The following is a 16,344-nucleotide window of genomic DNA, read 5'->3' as shown; positions in this document are numbered from 1 at the left end:
ACCCGCGGAACGGGCCGGATCATGTCCCAGGGTGGAGCGGGGCCGCGTGTCCGGCGGCGCCGCTGTACCGGGAGATCGCCGTGCCCGGGCCCGGCCTACCCTTCAGGGAGTCTCATGCCCAGCCCGCACGTCCCGGCCCCGGCGGCCGGCACCGCCGCCGAGCCGTTCACCGATCCCCACGCACCGTTCGAGACCGGCCTGCGGCTGGTGGAACGGCACGCCCGTGCGGACACCCCCCGGGAGTTCACGATGTTCGGCCTGCGGTGGGAGCTGCTGCCGGGGGTGTTCGCTCCCGTACACACCGACTCCACCGAGCTGTTCACCGCATGGCTGCCGTTCCCGGTGGGAGGGAGGTTCCTGGAAGTGGGCTGCGGCACGGGGGTGACGGCGGTCATGGCGGCCCTCGCCGGCTGCGCACACGTGACCGCGGTGGACATCACCACGGACGCGGTACGCAACACCGAGGCCAATGCCGCACGCCACGGTGTCGGCGACCGGGTCCGGGCCGTGCACAGCGACCTCTTCGACGCTCTGGCCCCCGACGACCGCTTCGACCTGGTGTTCTGGAACTCGAACGTCGTGCCCGCCCCCGAGGAATTCGTCTACAGCCGCGGGCTCCAGCACGCGATCTTCGACCGCGGCTACACAGCACACCACCGCTACCTGCGTGACGGCCTGACGCGTCTGACCGAAGCGGGCCGGCTGTTCCTCGGCTTCAACAGCCTCGGGGACCTGCCCCGGCTGACCTCACTGGCCACACGGTCCGGAGCGCGGATCACCGCCCGACAGGACAGCGCCCGTCACACGTCCGACGTCCCGGTGACCTTTCAGCTGCTGGAGATCACCGCCGACCCCGGCGACCGGGCGGCCACATGAGCGCCGAGCACCCGATCGCCGGAGCGGTCGCACCAGTTCCCAAGGCCGTCAGCTACCTCAGACTCGGCAAGGCACGCATCTACCACTACGTGTACGGGTGGGCGCTCGGCCTGGTACTCCTGCACACCGACGGCATCGCCGTCAACACCAGAGCCGTCCCCCTGGCCCTCCTGCTCGTCGGCATCCTGGCGTTCCAGTGGAGCACCTCGGCGGCCGATGACATCTGCGGATTCCTCGACGGCAGCGACGCCCGCAACTACGCGGGCCGGCCGGCGATCACGCGCGTACGAAAGCCCCTGCTCACCGGCGCGCTGACGCTGCCGGAGGCGACGCGGTTCGCCGTCGTCGCATGGTGCGCCGGCCTGGCCGCCATCCTGCTCGCCGCCGCCTCGCTCGGCTGGCACGTCCCCCTTCCGGCGCTGGCGGTGGCCGTCCTCACCCCGGCCCTCGCCGTCCAGTACTCCTGCGGCGTCAAGCTCAGCTACCGCCCGCTCGGACTGGAATCGACGGTCCTCTTCACCGGCGCCTACACCGTTTTCGTGCCCTACTGGTTCGTCACCGCCACACTCAGTCCCACCACGCTCCTGGTCAGCGCCCTGGTCGGACTGTGGCTGCTCCTCGTGGTCGCCTACGGCAACGCCTCCGACCAGCAGGGGGACCGTGCCGTCTCGCGCAGAACCCTCGCCGTGCTCCTGCCGCCCGCCTGGTTCGCCGCCATGCTCCACCTGCTGGTCCTCACCAACGCGGTGCTGCTCGTCCTGCTGTCCACGGCACTGCGCCGCCCCGACCTGATCCTCCTCACCGCTCCCGTCACGGGCCTGCAACTGGCCCAGCTCTACTTCGGCGTGTACCGCCGGGAACTACGCAAAGCACGGTTCCTGGTCCTTGTCTCCATCGACATCGGATCGGTCGCCCTGGCCACGGCACTTCTCACAAGCAGATCTCCATGACAACCACAGCGCCCCGGCTCCGCCATAGTGGACGCCTCCCCCGCCGACGGAGCTTCACCGGTGCGGTCAGGGCGACGACTTCGAGGGGCGTCCCGCCCCAGTGGATGCCTTCAGGGGTCCTGGCGAACTAGGGCATCGGCGTCTCGGGGGACGGGGAATCTCAGCCCGAACCAGGCGGCGCTGAAACCGAGCCGTGTGCGGTGTGAGCACGTCCGCCGTGGTCAGCGGGTGCTCCTCGCCGCCCGGGGCCCCGGCGAGGACGCGGTGACGGGCGCGTCGGGCGCGGGGGGTTTCCGTGCGGTGTCGGCGGGGCCTGGCAGATCTCCCCTCGCGTCCACCGAAAGCCCAGGTCAGCGACGTATCCGGCGGTGTGTCAGGTGGCGCAACACCTCCGCAACACCCATATCCCTACCGGATCGGTATGGTTTCGCACATGCCACCCGCCGACCGCATCCGAGACCACGCCGGCCTGGGCGCGCCCACCGTCACCGCCCAGCGCGCGCGGCGTCGGCTGCGCGCGGACCGGGCCCGCCAGCTCGCCGATCTCCTGCGTCACCAAATCCTCACCGACGGCTTCCCGGCCGCCGGCACCCTGCCGCACGAGTCGATCCTCGCCACCGAGTACCGCGCCTCCCGCAACACCGTCCGTCAGGCCCTCGACCTCCTGCGCGCCGAGGGCCTGGTGGAACGCCTCCCCGGCGTCGGTACGGTGGTCGTCGCCCAGAAGTACCCCCACGGGCTCGACCGGCTGATGGGACTCGCGGAGACCCTGCACGAACACGGCCGCGTCAGCAACGAGGTCCGCACCATGGGACCGGTCCCGGCTCCCGCCCCGGTCGCCGAGCGCCTGCGCGTCCCGCCCGGCACCGACGTCCTCTACATCGAACGCCTGCGCCGCCTGAACGGCCTCCCGCTGTCCCTGGACCTCACCTACATCCCCCTGGACCTCGGCACCGCCCTGCTCAGCTGCGACCTGGAGAACACCGACGTCTTCCGGCTCCTGGAGTCCCGCACCGGCCGGCGTCTGGGACACGCCGACATCACGCTGGAGGCGGTCAACGCGGACGCCCATACCGCCACTGTGCTCCAGGCCCCGCGCGGTGCGGCCGTACTGATGCTGGAGCGGCTCACCCACCTCGCCGACGGACGCCCCGTCGACCTGGAGTTCATCCGCTTCCGCGGCGACCGCATCACGATGAGCGGCCTGCTGCACCGCTCCCTCTGACACCGCCTCACTGAAGCACCTTCCAGGAGACAGCCATGCCCTTGACGCCCCAGCGGGCCGACGTGCCCGTGACCATCGACGAGTCGAAGTGCATCGACGGCTGCACCCTCTGCGTGGACATGTGCCCGCTGGACTCCCTCGCCATCGACACCAGCAGCGGCAAGGCGTACATGCACGTCGACGAGTGCTGGTACTGCGGCCCGTGCGCGGCCCGCTGTCCCACCGGAGCCGTCACGGTCAACATGCCCTATCTGCTCCGGTGAAAGGCCCAACCACCATGAAACGCACGGCAGTCGCGGCAGCCGCGGTCGTCCTGCTGCTCCCGCTCAGCGCCTGCGGTGCCGCCGAGGCCGGCGACGGCTCCACGGTCACCGTCACCGTCGGCTACCAGTCCAAGACCATCAACACGGTCACGGCCGGCACCCTGCTCCGCTCCCTCGGTTACTTCGAGAAACAGCTGGCCTCGCTCGGCGACGGCCGCACCTACAAGGTCGTCTGGCAGGACTACGCCACCGGCGCCCCCATCACCGCCCAGATGACCGCCGGGAAGATCGACATCGGCTCGATGGGCGACTTCCCGCTGCTCATCAACGCCGCCCGGGGCAAGCAGCTGGACCGTCCCACCCGGCTGGTCTCGGTCACCGGCTACAACCTGCGCGGCGGCCTCAACACCATCGTCACCGCACCCGGCTCCGAGCTCACCTCCCTGCAGGACCTGAAGGGGAAGAAGGTGTCCACGAGCGTCGGCTCCGCCGCCGACGGCACCCTGGTACGGGCTCTGCAACGGGCCGGCATCGACCCGGACGAGGGCATCGAGAAACTCAACCAGCAGCCCGCGGTGGGCGCGTCCGCGCTGGCCGCGGGCAGCGCCGACGCGCTGTCGCAGTTCGTCGCCTGGCCCGGCCTGCTCACCTACCAGGGCAAGGCGAAGGCCCTGTACGACGGCGCCCAGCTGAACCTGCCGACCTTCCACGGGGTCACCGCCCGCGAGGACTTCGCCGAGGACCGGCCGGCCGTGCTGGAAGCCTTCCTGAAGGCCCAGGCACAGGCCACCGAGTACCTCAACACGCGTCCGGTCACCGCCGCCGAGAAGGTCGCCGAGGCCACCGGCCTGCCCGCCGAGGTGGTGTACCTGTACAACGGCGCCCACGGCATCGCCACCTTCGACCCGGCGGTCAAGCCGCAGCTGGTCGCCGCGCTGAAGCAGGACGTGTCGGTGCTGAAAGCGGCGAAGCTCACCGGTGACGTGGACGTCGACGCGTTCGTCGACGACCAGTACGTGAAGAAGGCGCTCGGGGCGTCGTACGGCAAACAGCTCGCGGCCACGCCGCCCGCCGCCGCGAGCGAGGTGTGGCCGAAGGGCGCCGAGCAGACCAAGACCTTCAAGTCCCCGGCGGAGCTGCTGGCTTACCTGGCCGCCCACCCCGACGGCATCCGCGCCGCCTACGTGCCCGACGCCACCACCGGCACCCTCTGGTTCGCCGACAAGGCGGTGTGGGTGGCCGACAGCGGCAAGCTGCTGCCGTTCGTCGCCCCGGCGACCGCGCGGGCGTACGCCGACCGGCACGACGGGGCGCGGGTGATCAGCTACGCCGACGCCCTGGAGCGTGTCTCGTGACCCGGCCCGCGCCACCGGCCGCCCGGTACGCGCTGCGGGCGGCCGCGCTGGCCGCCGCCCTCGGCCTGTGGCAGTTGCTGACCGCCCTGGACGTCGACCTGTGGCTGCGCTTCTCGCAGTTCCCCACGGTCACCGACGTCGCCCACGCCTTCGCCGACCGCCTGGCCGGGGCCGACTACTGGACGGACCTCACCGAGAGCCTGACCCGCATCCTCACCGGCTTCCTGCTGGCGGCGGTGCTGGGGGTGGCGGGGGGTGTGCTGGTGGCCCGCTCCCCACTGGCCGAGGACCTGCTGGGCCCCCTGCTGGAGGTGGTCCGCCCGGTCCCGGCCATCGCCCTGGTGCCCGTCGCGATCCTCCTCTTCCCCTCCAACGAACAGGGCATCGTCTTCATCACCTGCACCGCCGCCTTCTTCCCGGTGCTGGTCTCCACCCGGCACGCGGTCCGTGCGCTGACGCCCGTGTGGGAGGAGGCCGTGCTGACGATGGGCGGCGGCCGGTGGCGGGTCCTCGGCTCGGTCGTGCTGCCCGGCGCCCTGCCCGGCGTCTTCGGCGGTCTGTCGGTCGGCATCGGTGTCTCGTGGATCTGCGTGATCTCCGCCGAGATGATCTCCGGCCAGTACGGCGTGGGCTACCGCGCCTGGCAGGACTACACGGTCGTCGACTATCCGGGCGTCTTCGTCGGCATGGTCACGATCGGTGTGCTCGGCTGGCTCACCTCCACGTCCGTGGAACTCCTGGGCCGCCGCCTGACCCGCTGGCTGCCGCGCACGTCGTACACCGCCGGCCCGCGTGTGCCGCGGCGGACGCGCGAGACCTCCGCCCCGGCACCGGCCGGTCCCAGTCCCAAGGAGAACGTGTCTCATGACCAGCTCGTCTGACGTCCGTTCACCGTCTCGCACCGGCACCCGCCTCGCCCTGCGCGACGCCGCTGTCGGACGCCCCGGCGCGCCCGTGCTGGACAAGGTCCACCTCGACGTGGCCCCCGGGGAGATCCTGACCGTCGTCGGCTCCTCCGGCTGCGGCAAGTCGACCCTCCTGCGCACCCTGGCCGGTCTGCTGCCCCTGCTCGGCGGAGAGATCACGCAGGACGGACGGCCCCTGACCGCCCCGTCCGCCGAACGCGCCCTGGTGTTCCAGGAGGACGCCCTGCTCCCCTGGCGCACCCTGCGCGCGAACGTCGAACTCCCCCTGGCCATCGCCGGATCGTCCCGCGCCGAACGCCGGGCCCGGGCCGAGGCGTGGCTCGGCCGGGTCGGGCTCGCCGAGCACGCCCGGCGCTGGCCGCACCGCGTCTCCGGCGGCCAGCGCCAGCGCGCGCAACTGGCCCGCGCCCTGGCCGCCGGACCTCGTGCCGTCCTGATGGACGAACCGTTCGGCGCCCTCGACGCCCAGACCCGCGCCGGCATGCAGGACCTGCTGGTGGAGGTGCTGGGCGGCACGGGCGCCACCGTCGTCTTCGTCACCCACGACGTGGACGAGGCGCTCTTCCTCGGCGACCGCGTCGCCCTGCTGGGCGCGGGCCGCCTCATCGCCGTACGGGACGTACCGCGCCCGCGGGAGCGCGCCCGGCGCGACGATCCGGCGCGGCTGGCCCTGCGGCGCGAAGTCCTCACGTCACTCGGTTCCTGAAAGGCTCCCCGGTGGACACCCCCTTGCAGATCCCGGCCCTGACCGACGCGGACGAGATCACCTGTGACGTCCTCGTCATCGGCGGCGGCACCGCCGGCACCATGGCAGCCCTGACCGCCGCCGAGCACGGCGCGGACGTCCTGCTGCTGGAGAAGGCGCACGTACGCCACTCCGGCGCGCTGGCCATGGGCATGGACGGCGTCAACAACGCCGTCGTCCCCGGCCGGGCCGAGCCCGACGACTACGTCGCCGAGATCACCCGCGCCAACGACGGCATCGTCGACCAGTCCACCGTCCGCCAGACCGCCACCCGCGGTTTCGCCATGGTCCAGCGGCTGGAGTCCTACGGCGTGAAGTTCGAGAAGGACGAGCACGGCGAGTACGCGGTACGCCGGGTCCACCGTTCCGGCTCCTACGTGCTGCCGATGCCGGAGGGCAAGGACGTCAAGAAGGTCCTGTACCGGCAGCTGCGGCGGCGCGAGATGCGCGAACGCATCCGGATCGAGAACCGGGTGATGCCGGTGCGGGTCCTGACGGCGGCGGGCCGAGCCGTGGGCGCGGCCGGCTTCAACACCCGTACGGGGCGGTTCGTCACGGTCCGCGCCGGCGCCGTGATCCTGGCGACCGGCGCCGCCGGCCGGCTCGGCCTGCCCGCCTCCGGCTACCTCTACGGCACCTACGAGAACCCCACCAACGCGGGCGACGGCTACGCCATGGCGTATCACGCGGGCGCCGAGCTGACCGGCATCGAGTGCTTCCAGATCAACCCGCTGATCAAGGACTACAACGGTCCGGCCTGCGCCTACGTCGCCAACCCCTTCGGCGGCTACCAGGTCAACCGGCACGGCGAGCGCTTCGTCGACTCCGACTACTGGTCGGGCCAGATGATGGCCGAGTTCGCGGCGGAGGTCGCCAGCGACCGCGGCCCGGTCTACCTGAAGCTGAGCCACCTCCCGGAGGAGTCCGTCTCCGCCCTGGAGTCGATCCTGCACTCCACCGAACGCCCCACCCGGGGCACCTTCCACTCCGGCCGGGGCCACGACTACCGCACCCACGACATCGAGATGCACATCTCCGAGATCGGCCTGTGCGGCGGCCACTCCGCGTCGGGCGTACGGGTCGACGACCACGCCCGTACGACGGTCCCCCGTCTGTACGCCGCCGGCGACCTGGCCTGCGTCCCGCACAACTACATGATCGGCGCGTTCGTCTTCGGGGACCTGGCGGGCGCGGACGCGGCCCAGTACCGGCCGTTCGAAGGGGAGCTGCCCCTGGACCAGCTCCAGGAGGCGCACGAGCTGGTCTACCGCCCGCTGCGCCACCCGGACGGCCCGCCGCAGCCCCAGGTCGAGTACAAGCTGCGCCGCTTCGTGAACGACTACGTGGCGCCGCCGAAGTCCGGCGCCCGGCTGTCGCTGGCGCTGGAGGCGTTCGAGCGGATGCGCGCCGACATCGCCGCGATGGGCGCCCGTACCCCGCACGAGCTGATGCGCTGCGCGGAGGTGAGCTTCATCCGCGACTGCGCGGAGATGGCCGCGCGGGCCTCCCTGGCCCGCACGGAGTCCCGCTGGGGCCTCTACCACGACCGTCTCGACCACCCCCGTCGTGACGACGCGTCCTGGTTCCACCACCTCGACCTGCGCAAGTCCCGCACCGGTGCGATGGAGTTCACGGCGCGTCCGGTGGCTCCCTACCTGGTCCCGGTCGACGGCCTCACCGCGGTCGGCGGGCCCTCCCGCCACCTCGGGGAGGTTCATCCGGAACAGGTGGCGACCGCCGGGGCCCGGGAGGCGGCGCCAGTGGCCCTGCGCCTGGAGCCCGCCGGGACCCGTCCGACGACCCGCCCCGGTCCCGACCCGGACCCGCCGGCCACGCCACGCCTGCTCGAACTGCTCGCCCTGGCGGAGGACGAGCCCCGGCTCTCCGTCCTCGCCCCGTACCTGACCGACCCCGAGCCCACCGTTCGCCGAACGGCCGTCACCGTGCTGACGGAGACGGTGCCGCCGGGCACCGGACCGGCACTGGCCGCCGCGCTCGCCGACTCCGACGCCGGCGTCCGCGCCGCCGCGGCCGCCTCACTGCGCGAACTGGTCGAGACGCTGGACGCGGAACCGGCCCTGCGCGACGGCCTCGTCGCCGCCCTGTCCGAAGCCGACCCCGTCGCCCGTGCCGCCGCACTCGACGTGCTGCGGGCCCTGCGCCTCGGTGACACCGGGCTGTTCACGGGCTCCCTGTCGGACGCGGACATCGCCGTGCGCATCGCGGCCGTGCGAGCCCTCGTGTCGGTGGACGCCGCCGGGGAGCTGGCCCGCGCGGCGGGCGCCGACCCGTCCCGCGAGGTCCGCGTCACCATCGCCAAGGCCCTGGCCACCGTGACCGCGGGACAGTCCGACGGCACCACGTCGGCGGGCCCCGCGCCCGAGACGGTCCTGTCGGCCCTCACCGGCCTCATCGACGACCTCGACGCCCTGGTGCGTGCCGCCGCCTACGAAGCACTGGGCACGACCGGCTGCCCGGCACCACTGGCCGCACGCGCGCGGACGGCCCTGTCCGATCCGGCCTGGCAGGTCCGGGCCGGGGCCGCCACCGCGCTCTCCCGCGCGGCCCCCGGCCTCGCCGTACCCGGCCTCGCCAAGGCCCTGGCCGACCCCAACGCGGACGTCCGCAAGGCCGCCGTGACGGCACTGGCCCGCCACCGTGCCGCCGACGACGCCCGGGCGGCCCTGGCCACGGCGACCACGGACCCGGACGCGGACGTCAGGGCCCATGCGGCCCGGGCCCTGTGAACGAACCGCTGCGACCAGGACGGCGGCAACGGCCCGACCGTGCCGCCGGCCCTCTCAAGATCACCTGTTGCGGGCGCGTCGGCCTTGTGCTCAGGTGGCGAGGAGTCTGAGCCGGTCCTCGGACTCGGTGCCGGGCTCGGCGGTGTAGGTGACCAGGTCGTGCCCGGCTCGGCCCGACAAGGGCAGGCCGAGAGACTGGAAGGTCAGCTCCAGGTGCCCGGCTTCGGGGTGCTGGAGCCGTTTGACGCCGTCGTGGCGCATCAGGACGTCGTGCGCGGCCCATTGGCCGCGAAACTCCGGGCTGAGGGTGGACAGCTCGCCGACGAGTTCGCGCAGTGCCCGGTCCCGGGGCTCGCGCCCCACCTCGGCGCGCAGCAGGGCGGCGGTGGCGGCGCCGGCGGCCGCCCAGTCGACGAAGAAGTCGTGGGCGCCGAGGTCGAGGAAGATGTAGCGGGCCAGGTTGGGGCGGCCGCGCCTGTCGATGGTGGCGCTGTCGAACATCGGCGCGAGCAGGGCTCGGGCCAGGGGGTTGCCGGCCACGATGTCCGTGCGGCCGTTGCGTACGAACGCCGCGGACATCGTCATGGAGTCGAGCAGCCACTGGACCCGGGGCGGGACCTCGACGTCCCTGCGACGCGACGGCGTACGGCTCTCCTGCCGCGATGACCGGGCCAGGTCGAACAGGTAGGCGCGTTCGTCGTCGTCCAGTCGCAGCACGCGAGCGACCGCGTCGAGGACGTCTTCGGACACGCCGCCGATGTGCCCCTTCTCCAGCCGCGTGTACCACTCCGTGCTCACCCCGGCGAGGACGGCGACCTCCTCGCGCCGCAGCCCGGCGACCCGGCGACGGGCGCTGGTCGGCAGTCCGGCCTGCGCCGGAGTGATTCTGGCGCGCCGGCTGACGAGGAAGTCCCGGATCTCGCCGCGGGTTCCGGGCTGTCGGTCCATGCCGGTCAGGGTAACCGCTGGTCAGGCGTGAGAGGGGGTAGAGGTTGTACCCCCCATAGACGCAGCCTCCCGCGGGGGCGGCGATCGCGGGTCTCCTGGGTTCGAACGTTCCGACCCGATTCCTGAAGCGATCAACGGAGACAAGAATGACGAGCAAGGCGCCGGCGGTGCCGGCGGTGGCGTTGGGCACCTGGGCCTGGGGAGACAGCGGCGAGGCAGGCGACGGCTACTTCGGCAGTCGGCTGAGCGAGGCCGGGCTGCGCGAGGTCGTCGACAAGGCGCAGGCTAACGGGTTCACCCTGTGGGACACCGCCGTGGCGTACGGCATGGGCCGCTCGGAGACCGCCCTCGCCCAGGCGCTGACCGGCTATGACCGCAGCGAGTACCAGTTGTCGACGAAATTCACCCCGCAGCTCGCGGGCGACGGCGACGACCCGGTCGCGGACCTGCTGGAGCAGAGCCTGGACCGGATGCGTACGGACTACGTGGATCTCTACTGGATCCACAATCCCGCCGACGTGGCGCGCTGGACGCCGCCCCTGATCCCGCTGCTCAAGAGCGGCCGGATCAAGCATGTCGGCGTCTCGAACCACAACATGGAGGAGATCGCGCTGGCCGATCGGATCCTCGGCGAGGCCGGTTTCCGCGTGGAGGCGGTCCAGAACCACTACAGCCTCCTGCACCGGAGCTCTCAGCGGGCGGGCATCCTCGACCACTGCCGCGAGCACGACGTGCGGTTCTTCTCCTACATGGTCCTCGAGCAGGGAGCGCTGTCCGGCAGGTACAGCCCGGCGAATCCGTTGCCGGAGGGCAGCAGCCGGGCTGACGTGTACAACGGCATCCTGCCCCAGTTGCAGGCGCTGACGGACCGGATGGCGGTGATCGGCAAGGACCGCGGCGCGTCGGCCGCCGATGTCGCCACCGCCTGGGCCATCGCCAAGGGCACCACCCCGATCGTCGGGGTCACGAAGGCGGATTACATCGACGGGTTGGTCCGAGCTCGCGGCATCGAGCTCGCCGAGGAGGAGATCGCGGAACTGGAGGGGCTGGCGGACGCCGCGGATGTCGACACGCGCGGCTGGTGGGAGCAGGAGATGTAGCGGTCGCCGGGACCGACAGGAAGGGGCCGCGTCTGTTCCGGGCGCGGCCCCTTCCCCACGGCCCTGGCCTGCCGGAGGCACGATCTCGGACTGGGGGCGGCCTGTCCGGTCGTGCCGCCCCGGCCGATCCACCGCCGTCGGCCCGAGTCGGGTCCGTGGTGCCTGGTGCGCAGGCACCAGGACAGGTGGACGGCTGGTCCGCGTGCACCAGGGCAGGACGGCGGCGGAGGACGATGCCCGGCGGGGCGTCCGAGGGGAGGGTGGGAGGCGCGCGGACCCGCGCGTTCCCCTCGTCCACCGCCCAGCGGTGTCTGGAGTGATCAGCACGTGGCGACCTACCGTTACCGGGGCGGACGGCGGGCCTTCGGGCCCCGGTTGCAGGCCCGTCCGCTGTTCCGGGCACCGGACGGGCGGCGGGGGACGGACCGGGAGAACCGGGCGGCGGTCCAGCACACGCTCGGCGCGTCGGCCGGCGGCGACCAGATCGCGTCGGCCACCGCCCCACCGGGCCTGGTTGGTGCCGCCTATCCTGAACGTGTGCTGCCGAACATGGACATCGAGGGTCAGGCACTGAACAGGCCGGGGCTGAGCCGGCCATGACGGACCCGGGTGGCGGTGGCCCGCGACCGCGCGGCGCGTGGTGGCGGGAGGCGGCGGTCACGGCGACGGCGTTCGTGCTCTGTCTGCTCGGCGGCGTGGTGCAGGTCGACGACACGCTGGCACCGCCGTCCGCCGTCGCCTACGTAGTCGCCGTGATGTCCTGTGCGGTGCTGCCGGCGCGGCACCGGGCACCGGTGGCCGCCCTGGCGGGCACCACCGGGGTCGGTGTGCTGGTGCAGCCCGTGGGTCTTCTGCTGAGCCCGCTCAGCATGGCCCCCGCCGTGTTCGCCGCCTACTCCTGCACGCTCGCCGCGCGCACCGAACGGCGCGCGGCGGGCGCGGTGTCGCTGAGCGCCGCGGTGCTGCTGGCCGCCGCCACCCCGCTGTCCGGGGGCCTGTCGTGGCAGGACGCGAGCAGGATGGCGTCGGTGGCGGTGTTCCCGCTGATGGCCGGCGTACTCGGTCACTCGGTGCGCAACCGGCGGGCCTACCTGGCGGCGGTGGAGGAGCGGGTCCGGCGGGCCGAGGAGAGCCGGGAGCGGGAGGCGCGCCGCAGGGTGGCCGAGGAACGGGTGCGCATCGCCCGGGAGTTGCACGACCTCGTGGCCCATCAGATCACCCTGGCCAACGCGCAGGCCACGGTCGCCGCCCACTTCTTCGACACCCGACCGGAGCAGACCCGCAAGAGCCTCGGCGAACTCGTCGAGACCACCGGCCACGCGCTCGACGAGTTGCGGGCCACGGTCGGTCTGCTGCGTCAGTCCGGGGACCCGGCCGCGCCCGCCGAACCGGCACCCGGGCTGGCCCGGCTGCCCGCCCTCCTGGAGACCTTCCGCCGGGCGGGCCTGGCGGTGACGTTGCGTCAGGAAGGCACGGCCAGGCCACTGCCGCCCGGGGTGGACCTCACCGCCTACCGCATCGTCCAGGAGGCACTGACCAACGTGGCCAAGCACGCCGGTGCCGGCAGTGCGCGGGTGGTTCTCGGGTGGAGCTGTGCTCGCGTGACCATCACCGTCGCCGACGACGGCCCGGGCGCCCCCGGAGGGCCGGCCGCGGGGCCGGGTGCGGGGCCGGACCGTCCGCCCGGTTACGGTCTGATCGGGATGCGGGAACGTGCCACCGCGGTCGGCGGACAGCTCTCCGCGGGCAGCCGCCCGGACGGCGGTTTCCTCGTCTCCGCCCACTTGCCGCTCCCGCCCGCCAAGGACACCCCGTGACACTGCGTGTGCTGCTCGCCGACGACCAGGCCCTGCTGCGGGGCGCGTTCAGGATGCTGCTCGACAGCGCCGACGACATCACCGTGGTCGGCGAGGCCGGCGACGGCCGGGAGGCGGTGCGACTCACCCGGGAACTGCGCCCGGACGTGGTGGTCATGGACATCCGGATGCCCGAGGTGGACGGCCTCACCGCCACCTCGCAGATCTGCGCGGACCCTGAACTGCGGGCCAGCCGCATCCTGATCCTCACCACCTACGAGACCGACGAGTACGTCGCTCAGGCGCTGCGCGCGGGGGCCGGCGGCTTCATCGGCAAGGGCATCGGGGCCGCGGACCTGGCGGACGCGGTGCGGACCATCGCCGCCGGCGACACCCTGCTCTCCCCCGCCGCGACCCGCTCCCTGGTCGCCCGTTTCCTGGCCACCCCGGACGACACCCCCTCGCGGCACTCCGAGCGGCTCGCCGTGCTCACCCCGCGCGAACGCGAGATGGTGGCCCTGGTCGCGACCGGCCTGTCCAACCAGGAGATCGCCGAGCGGATGTTCCTCAGCCCCTTCACGGTCCGCGCCCATGTGCAGCGCGCCATGACGAAGCTGGACGCCCGGGACCGGGCGCAGCTCGTCGTCATCGCCTACCGGACGGGCCTGGCCCGCGCCGCCCCCGACGGCGGCACGGACCTCCTGCCGTAGTCCGCCGCCGGGTCCCTGCGGTGGCTCCCCGCTACGTCAACGCCGGACGGCGGCGAAGTCGGGCAGGGTGAGGGCCGAGTGGGCCGGCCGGGGCGTCCCGGAGGGCAGCGTGACAAGGCCGCGCAGCATCGTGTTGCGTCGCTTCAACGCCCGCTCCGTGGTGGGGAAGAGGGTGGCCCCGCCGTTGTCGACCAGGGCCTGGTTCATGGCCACGAACTCGCGCAGACCGCGTTCGCAGGCGGCGAAGGCCGCGGTGTGGTCCCGGTGCGTGGCCAGGGCATCGGCCAGCATGTAGGCACCCACCAGGGCGAGGCTGGTGCCCTGGCCGGTGAGGAAGGACGGCGCGTACGCGGCGTCGCCGACGAGCGCTGTCCGGCCGCTGGACCAGTGCGGCATGCGGATCTGTCCGGCGGTGTCGAAGAACAGGTCGTCCGCGTCGCGCATGGCGTCGAGCATGCCCGGGACCTCCCAGCCGGCGTCCGCGAAGGTGGTGGCGACCAGGTCGCGCTGGGCGTCGGGGTCCCGCAGGACGTCGACCGGCTGGTGCGGCCGGTGAAAGGTCAGGAAGGCGTGCAGTTCGTCGCGGTCCCCGACCGCGTACAGCGCGGCGGCCCTGCCCGGGGTGTTCCACATCATGAGCTCGTGGGAGAGGCCGGCGGTGTTCGGCATGGTGAACAGGGCGAAGCAGTGGCCGAGGTAGCGGTGGAACCGTTCCTCGGGGCCGAACAGTGCCTCGCGGGTGGCGGAGTGCATGCCGTCGGCGCCGACCACCAGGTCGAACGTACGCCGCCGCCCGCTGCGGAAGGTGACGTCGGCCGCCCCTTGGGACTGGTCGAGGGTGTCGACGCGGTCGCCGAACAGGAACTCCACGTCGTCGCGGACCGCGGCGTAGAGGCTCGCGGTCAGGTCCCCGCGCCGCACCTCCAGGTCCTGGCCCGCGACGCCGCCGGCCACGGCGCTCGGGGTGACCGAGGCGATCACGCCGCCGCCGGCGTCGAGGAAGGTGCAGCGGCGGACGTCGATGTGCGCGTCCCGCAGCCGCGGCAGTATCCCCATCCGCCGGACCACCTCCGTCGCGGTGCCGCGGACGTCGACCGGGTAACCGCCGGCGCGCGGCGCGGTCGCCTTCTCCACCACGGTGACCGCGAATCCGGCCCGGTGCAGCCAGTACGCCAGCGCGGGACCGGCGACACTGGCTCCGGAGATCAGGACACTACGCTTCGCGGTACTGCTCGGGTTCGCAGGCGTGGTCATGCCTGGACTTCCTTCCTGGTGAGACGGACGACGAACAGGGACAGCGCGGCGACGAGACCGGCCACGGCGAAGCCGGTGACGAAGGCCGACTCGGCCGGCCGGTCCGTCAACGGGTCGGCGCCGGCCGCGAGGATCGCCCCGCCGAGCTGGACGCCCAGGGCGATGCCGATCACCCGGGTCACCACCAGCAGACTGGTGGCGATGCCGGTGTCCTCGGTCTCGACGGTGGTGGCGGTGCCGGCGAGCAACGCGGTGGTGCCGACGCCCGCCGCGAACGCGGTCAGCACCTTCGCGAGGGCCAGTTGCCAGGCCGCGGTGTGCACCGCCGCCAGCACCAGCAGCGTGGCCGCCGTGACGACGGTGCCCGCGACGACCACGGCCCGCGGGCCGAAACGCCGCGCCGCGATCCCGCCGACCGAATCACTGAGCGCCCCGGCGACGGCGCCGGGCAGCAGGAGCAGTCCGATGTCGGTGGTGTCGGCGCCGAAGCCGTAGCCGCCGCCCGAGGTCGCGAACAGTTGCGGCAGCAGGAAGAGCACCATCCCCGAACTTGCGGTGATGACCAGGGTGAACACGCACGCGTGCCACATCGCGGGCTTCGCCAGCATGCGCAGATCGACCATCGGCGCGACCGCCCGGCGCTCGACGACGACCCAGCCGGTCGCGAGGCCGGCCACGGCCAGCGCGAGGGCACCGGCCGCGAGGGGCGGCAGGCCGCCGTCCCTCGTGACCGTCACCAGCCCGAGCATGAGCGCGAGCAGCGTGCCGCTGAGCAGCAGCACGCCGGGCCAGTCGATCCTGGCGTCCGACCGGGCGGGCGGATCATGCGGCATCAGCCGTGTCACCACCAGGGTCGCCGCCATGATCACGATCGTCGGCAGCGCGAACATCCAGTGCCAGGACAGTGCTTGTGCGATCGGTCCAGCGACCGTCGTGCCCACCATGCCGCCGCCCGTGAACAGCGCGACGACCACTCCGATCGCCACCTGCCCGGCCCCGGCCGGGAGGTGTTTGCGCACCAGGATGAAGGAGAGGGGCAGCGCGCCCACCATGGCGCCCTGGAGGACCTGGCCGAGCAGCAGGACCGGCAGGTTCGGCGCCAGGCCGGCCAGCAGACCGCCGGCCGAGACCACGGCCATCAGCCACAGCAGCACCCGCTTGCCGCCGTGGCGGTCGCCGAGTTTGCCGACGACGGGGGTGAGGACCGCGCCGGTGATGAGCAGCGTGTTGGCGACCAGTGCGCCTTCGGCGGGACTGACTCCCAGTTCCCGTTGGAGCAGCGGGAGCGCGGGCTCCACCACTGACTGCAAGGTGCCGAGGGCGAGGGCCAGGAGGCCGAGGGCGCCGATCGGCAGCCGCCCGATACGGACCGGGGACAGCACGGCTTCGGACATGGATGTCCTTCCAGCGTTGGTACGGCATGCCTGCCGAGGAGAGGAACGCGCGATT

At 72.8% G+C, this 16,344-nt stretch carries 15 protein-coding genes; 12 read left to right on the top strand and 3 right to left on the bottom strand.

The window, feature by feature from the left end; all coding sequences use genetic code 11:
* The first annotated feature begins 114 nt into the window (after positions 1 to 114).
* The 8 genes from AB0G32_RS26150 to AB0G32_RS26115 all read left to right on the top strand — a co-directional run bounded on the left by AB0G32_RS26150 (position 115) and on the right by AB0G32_RS26115 (position 9,087).
* Positions 115 to 876, top strand: coding sequence for a methyltransferase domain-containing protein (locus tag AB0G32_RS26150; protein WP_361167982.1), 762 nt, complete (start codon positions 115 to 117; stop codon positions 874 to 876).
* Positions 873 to 1,826, top strand: coding sequence for a UbiA family prenyltransferase (locus AB0G32_RS26145; protein ID WP_361167979.1), 954 nt, complete (start codon positions 873 to 875; stop codon positions 1,824 to 1,826). The genes AB0G32_RS26150 and AB0G32_RS26145 overlap by 4 nt, the downstream gene beginning before the upstream one ends.
* Positions 1,827 to 2,259: 433 nt before the next feature.
* The gene (locus tag AB0G32_RS26140; protein WP_361167976.1) at positions 2,260 to 3,051 is read left to right on the top strand and encodes a GntR family transcriptional regulator; all 792 of its coding nucleotides are present in this window, start codon (positions 2,260 to 2,262) and stop codon (positions 3,049 to 3,051) included.
* A gap of 35 nt (positions 3,052 to 3,086) precedes the next feature.
* Positions 3,087 to 3,314 carry a ferredoxin family protein gene (locus tag AB0G32_RS26135; RefSeq protein ID WP_361167973.1) on the top strand — a complete coding sequence of 76 codons (228 nt, stop codon included), beginning with the start codon at positions 3,087 to 3,089 and terminating at the stop codon, positions 3,312 to 3,314.
* Between the two features lie 14 nt (positions 3,315 to 3,328).
* Positions 3,329 to 4,669: an ABC transporter substrate-binding protein gene (locus AB0G32_RS26130; RefSeq protein ID WP_361167970.1), complete on the top strand. Its 1,341-nt coding sequence runs from the start codon at positions 3,329 to 3,331 to the stop codon at positions 4,667 to 4,669.
* Complete coding sequence (locus AB0G32_RS26125; protein WP_361167967.1) at positions 4,666 to 5,550, top strand: ABC transporter permease; 885 nt, start codon at positions 4,666 to 4,668, stop codon at positions 5,548 to 5,550. The genes AB0G32_RS26130 and AB0G32_RS26125 overlap by 4 nt, the downstream gene beginning before the upstream one ends.
* Positions 5,534 to 6,301 (top strand): ABC transporter ATP-binding protein, encoded by a 768-nt coding sequence (locus AB0G32_RS26120; protein ID WP_361167964.1) that lies wholly within the window; start codon positions 5,534 to 5,536, stop codon positions 6,299 to 6,301. The genes AB0G32_RS26125 and AB0G32_RS26120 overlap by 17 nt, the downstream gene beginning before the upstream one ends.
* Before the next feature lie 29 nt (positions 6,302 to 6,330).
* Positions 6,331 to 9,087 carry a fumarate reductase/succinate dehydrogenase flavoprotein subunit gene (locus AB0G32_RS26115; RefSeq protein WP_361168146.1) on the top strand — a complete coding sequence of 919 codons (2,757 nt, stop codon included), beginning with the start codon at positions 6,331 to 6,333 and terminating at the stop codon, positions 9,085 to 9,087.
* 90 nt (positions 9,088 to 9,177) lie between these two features.
* Here the strand turns inward: AB0G32_RS26115 and AB0G32_RS26110 are convergent, their stop codons facing one another.
* The gene (locus tag AB0G32_RS26110) at positions 9,178 to 10,035 is read right to left on the bottom strand and encodes a helix-turn-helix transcriptional regulator (RefSeq protein WP_361167961.1); all 858 of its coding nucleotides are present in this window, start codon (positions 10,033 to 10,035) and stop codon (positions 9,178 to 9,180) included.
* Between the two features lie 146 nt (positions 10,036 to 10,181).
* On the opposite strand from AB0G32_RS26110, the gene AB0G32_RS26105 reads away from it, so the two are divergent.
* From AB0G32_RS26105 to AB0G32_RS26090, 4 genes are all read left to right on the top strand, one after another.
* Positions 10,182 to 11,135, top strand: a complete 954-nt coding sequence (locus AB0G32_RS26105) for an aldo/keto reductase (protein ID WP_361167958.1) — start codon at positions 10,182 to 10,184, stop codon at positions 11,133 to 11,135.
* A gap of 327 nt (positions 11,136 to 11,462) precedes the next feature.
* Positions 11,463 to 11,735, top strand: a complete 273-nt coding sequence (locus AB0G32_RS26100) for a hypothetical protein (RefSeq protein WP_361167955.1) — start codon at positions 11,463 to 11,465, stop codon at positions 11,733 to 11,735.
* Positions 11,732 to 12,952, top strand: coding sequence for a histidine kinase (locus AB0G32_RS26095; protein ID WP_361167952.1), 1,221 nt, complete (start codon positions 11,732 to 11,734; stop codon positions 12,950 to 12,952). Before AB0G32_RS26100 ends, AB0G32_RS26095 begins: the two co-directional genes overlap by 4 nt.
* On the top strand, positions 12,949 to 13,641 hold the full coding sequence (locus AB0G32_RS26090) for a response regulator transcription factor (protein ID WP_361167949.1): 693 nt from the start codon (positions 12,949 to 12,951) through the stop codon (positions 13,639 to 13,641). Before AB0G32_RS26095 ends, AB0G32_RS26090 begins: the two co-directional genes overlap by 4 nt.
* A 36-nt stretch (positions 13,642 to 13,677) precedes the next feature.
* On the opposite strand, the gene AB0G32_RS26085 is transcribed toward AB0G32_RS26090, so the two are convergent.
* Together AB0G32_RS26085 and AB0G32_RS26080 are read right to left on the bottom strand one after the other, a co-directional pair.
* Positions 13,678 to 14,895 carry an FAD-dependent monooxygenase gene (locus AB0G32_RS26085; RefSeq protein WP_361167946.1) on the bottom strand — a complete coding sequence of 406 codons (1,218 nt, stop codon included), beginning with the start codon at positions 14,893 to 14,895 and terminating at the stop codon, positions 13,678 to 13,680.
* Complete coding sequence (locus AB0G32_RS26080; protein ID WP_361167943.1) at positions 14,892 to 16,289, bottom strand: MFS transporter; 1,398 nt, start codon at positions 16,287 to 16,289, stop codon at positions 14,892 to 14,894. Before AB0G32_RS26080 ends, AB0G32_RS26085 begins: the two co-directional genes overlap by 4 nt.
* Positions 16,290 to 16,344: the final 55 nt, after the last annotated feature.

The organism is Streptomyces sp. NPDC023723, assembly GCF_040639815.1.
Lineage (GTDB): Bacteria > Actinomycetota > Actinomycetes > Streptomycetales > Streptomycetaceae > Streptomyces.
Note: the sequence above shows the minus strand (reverse complement) of the source record. Positions and strands in the feature narration are given on the sequence as shown.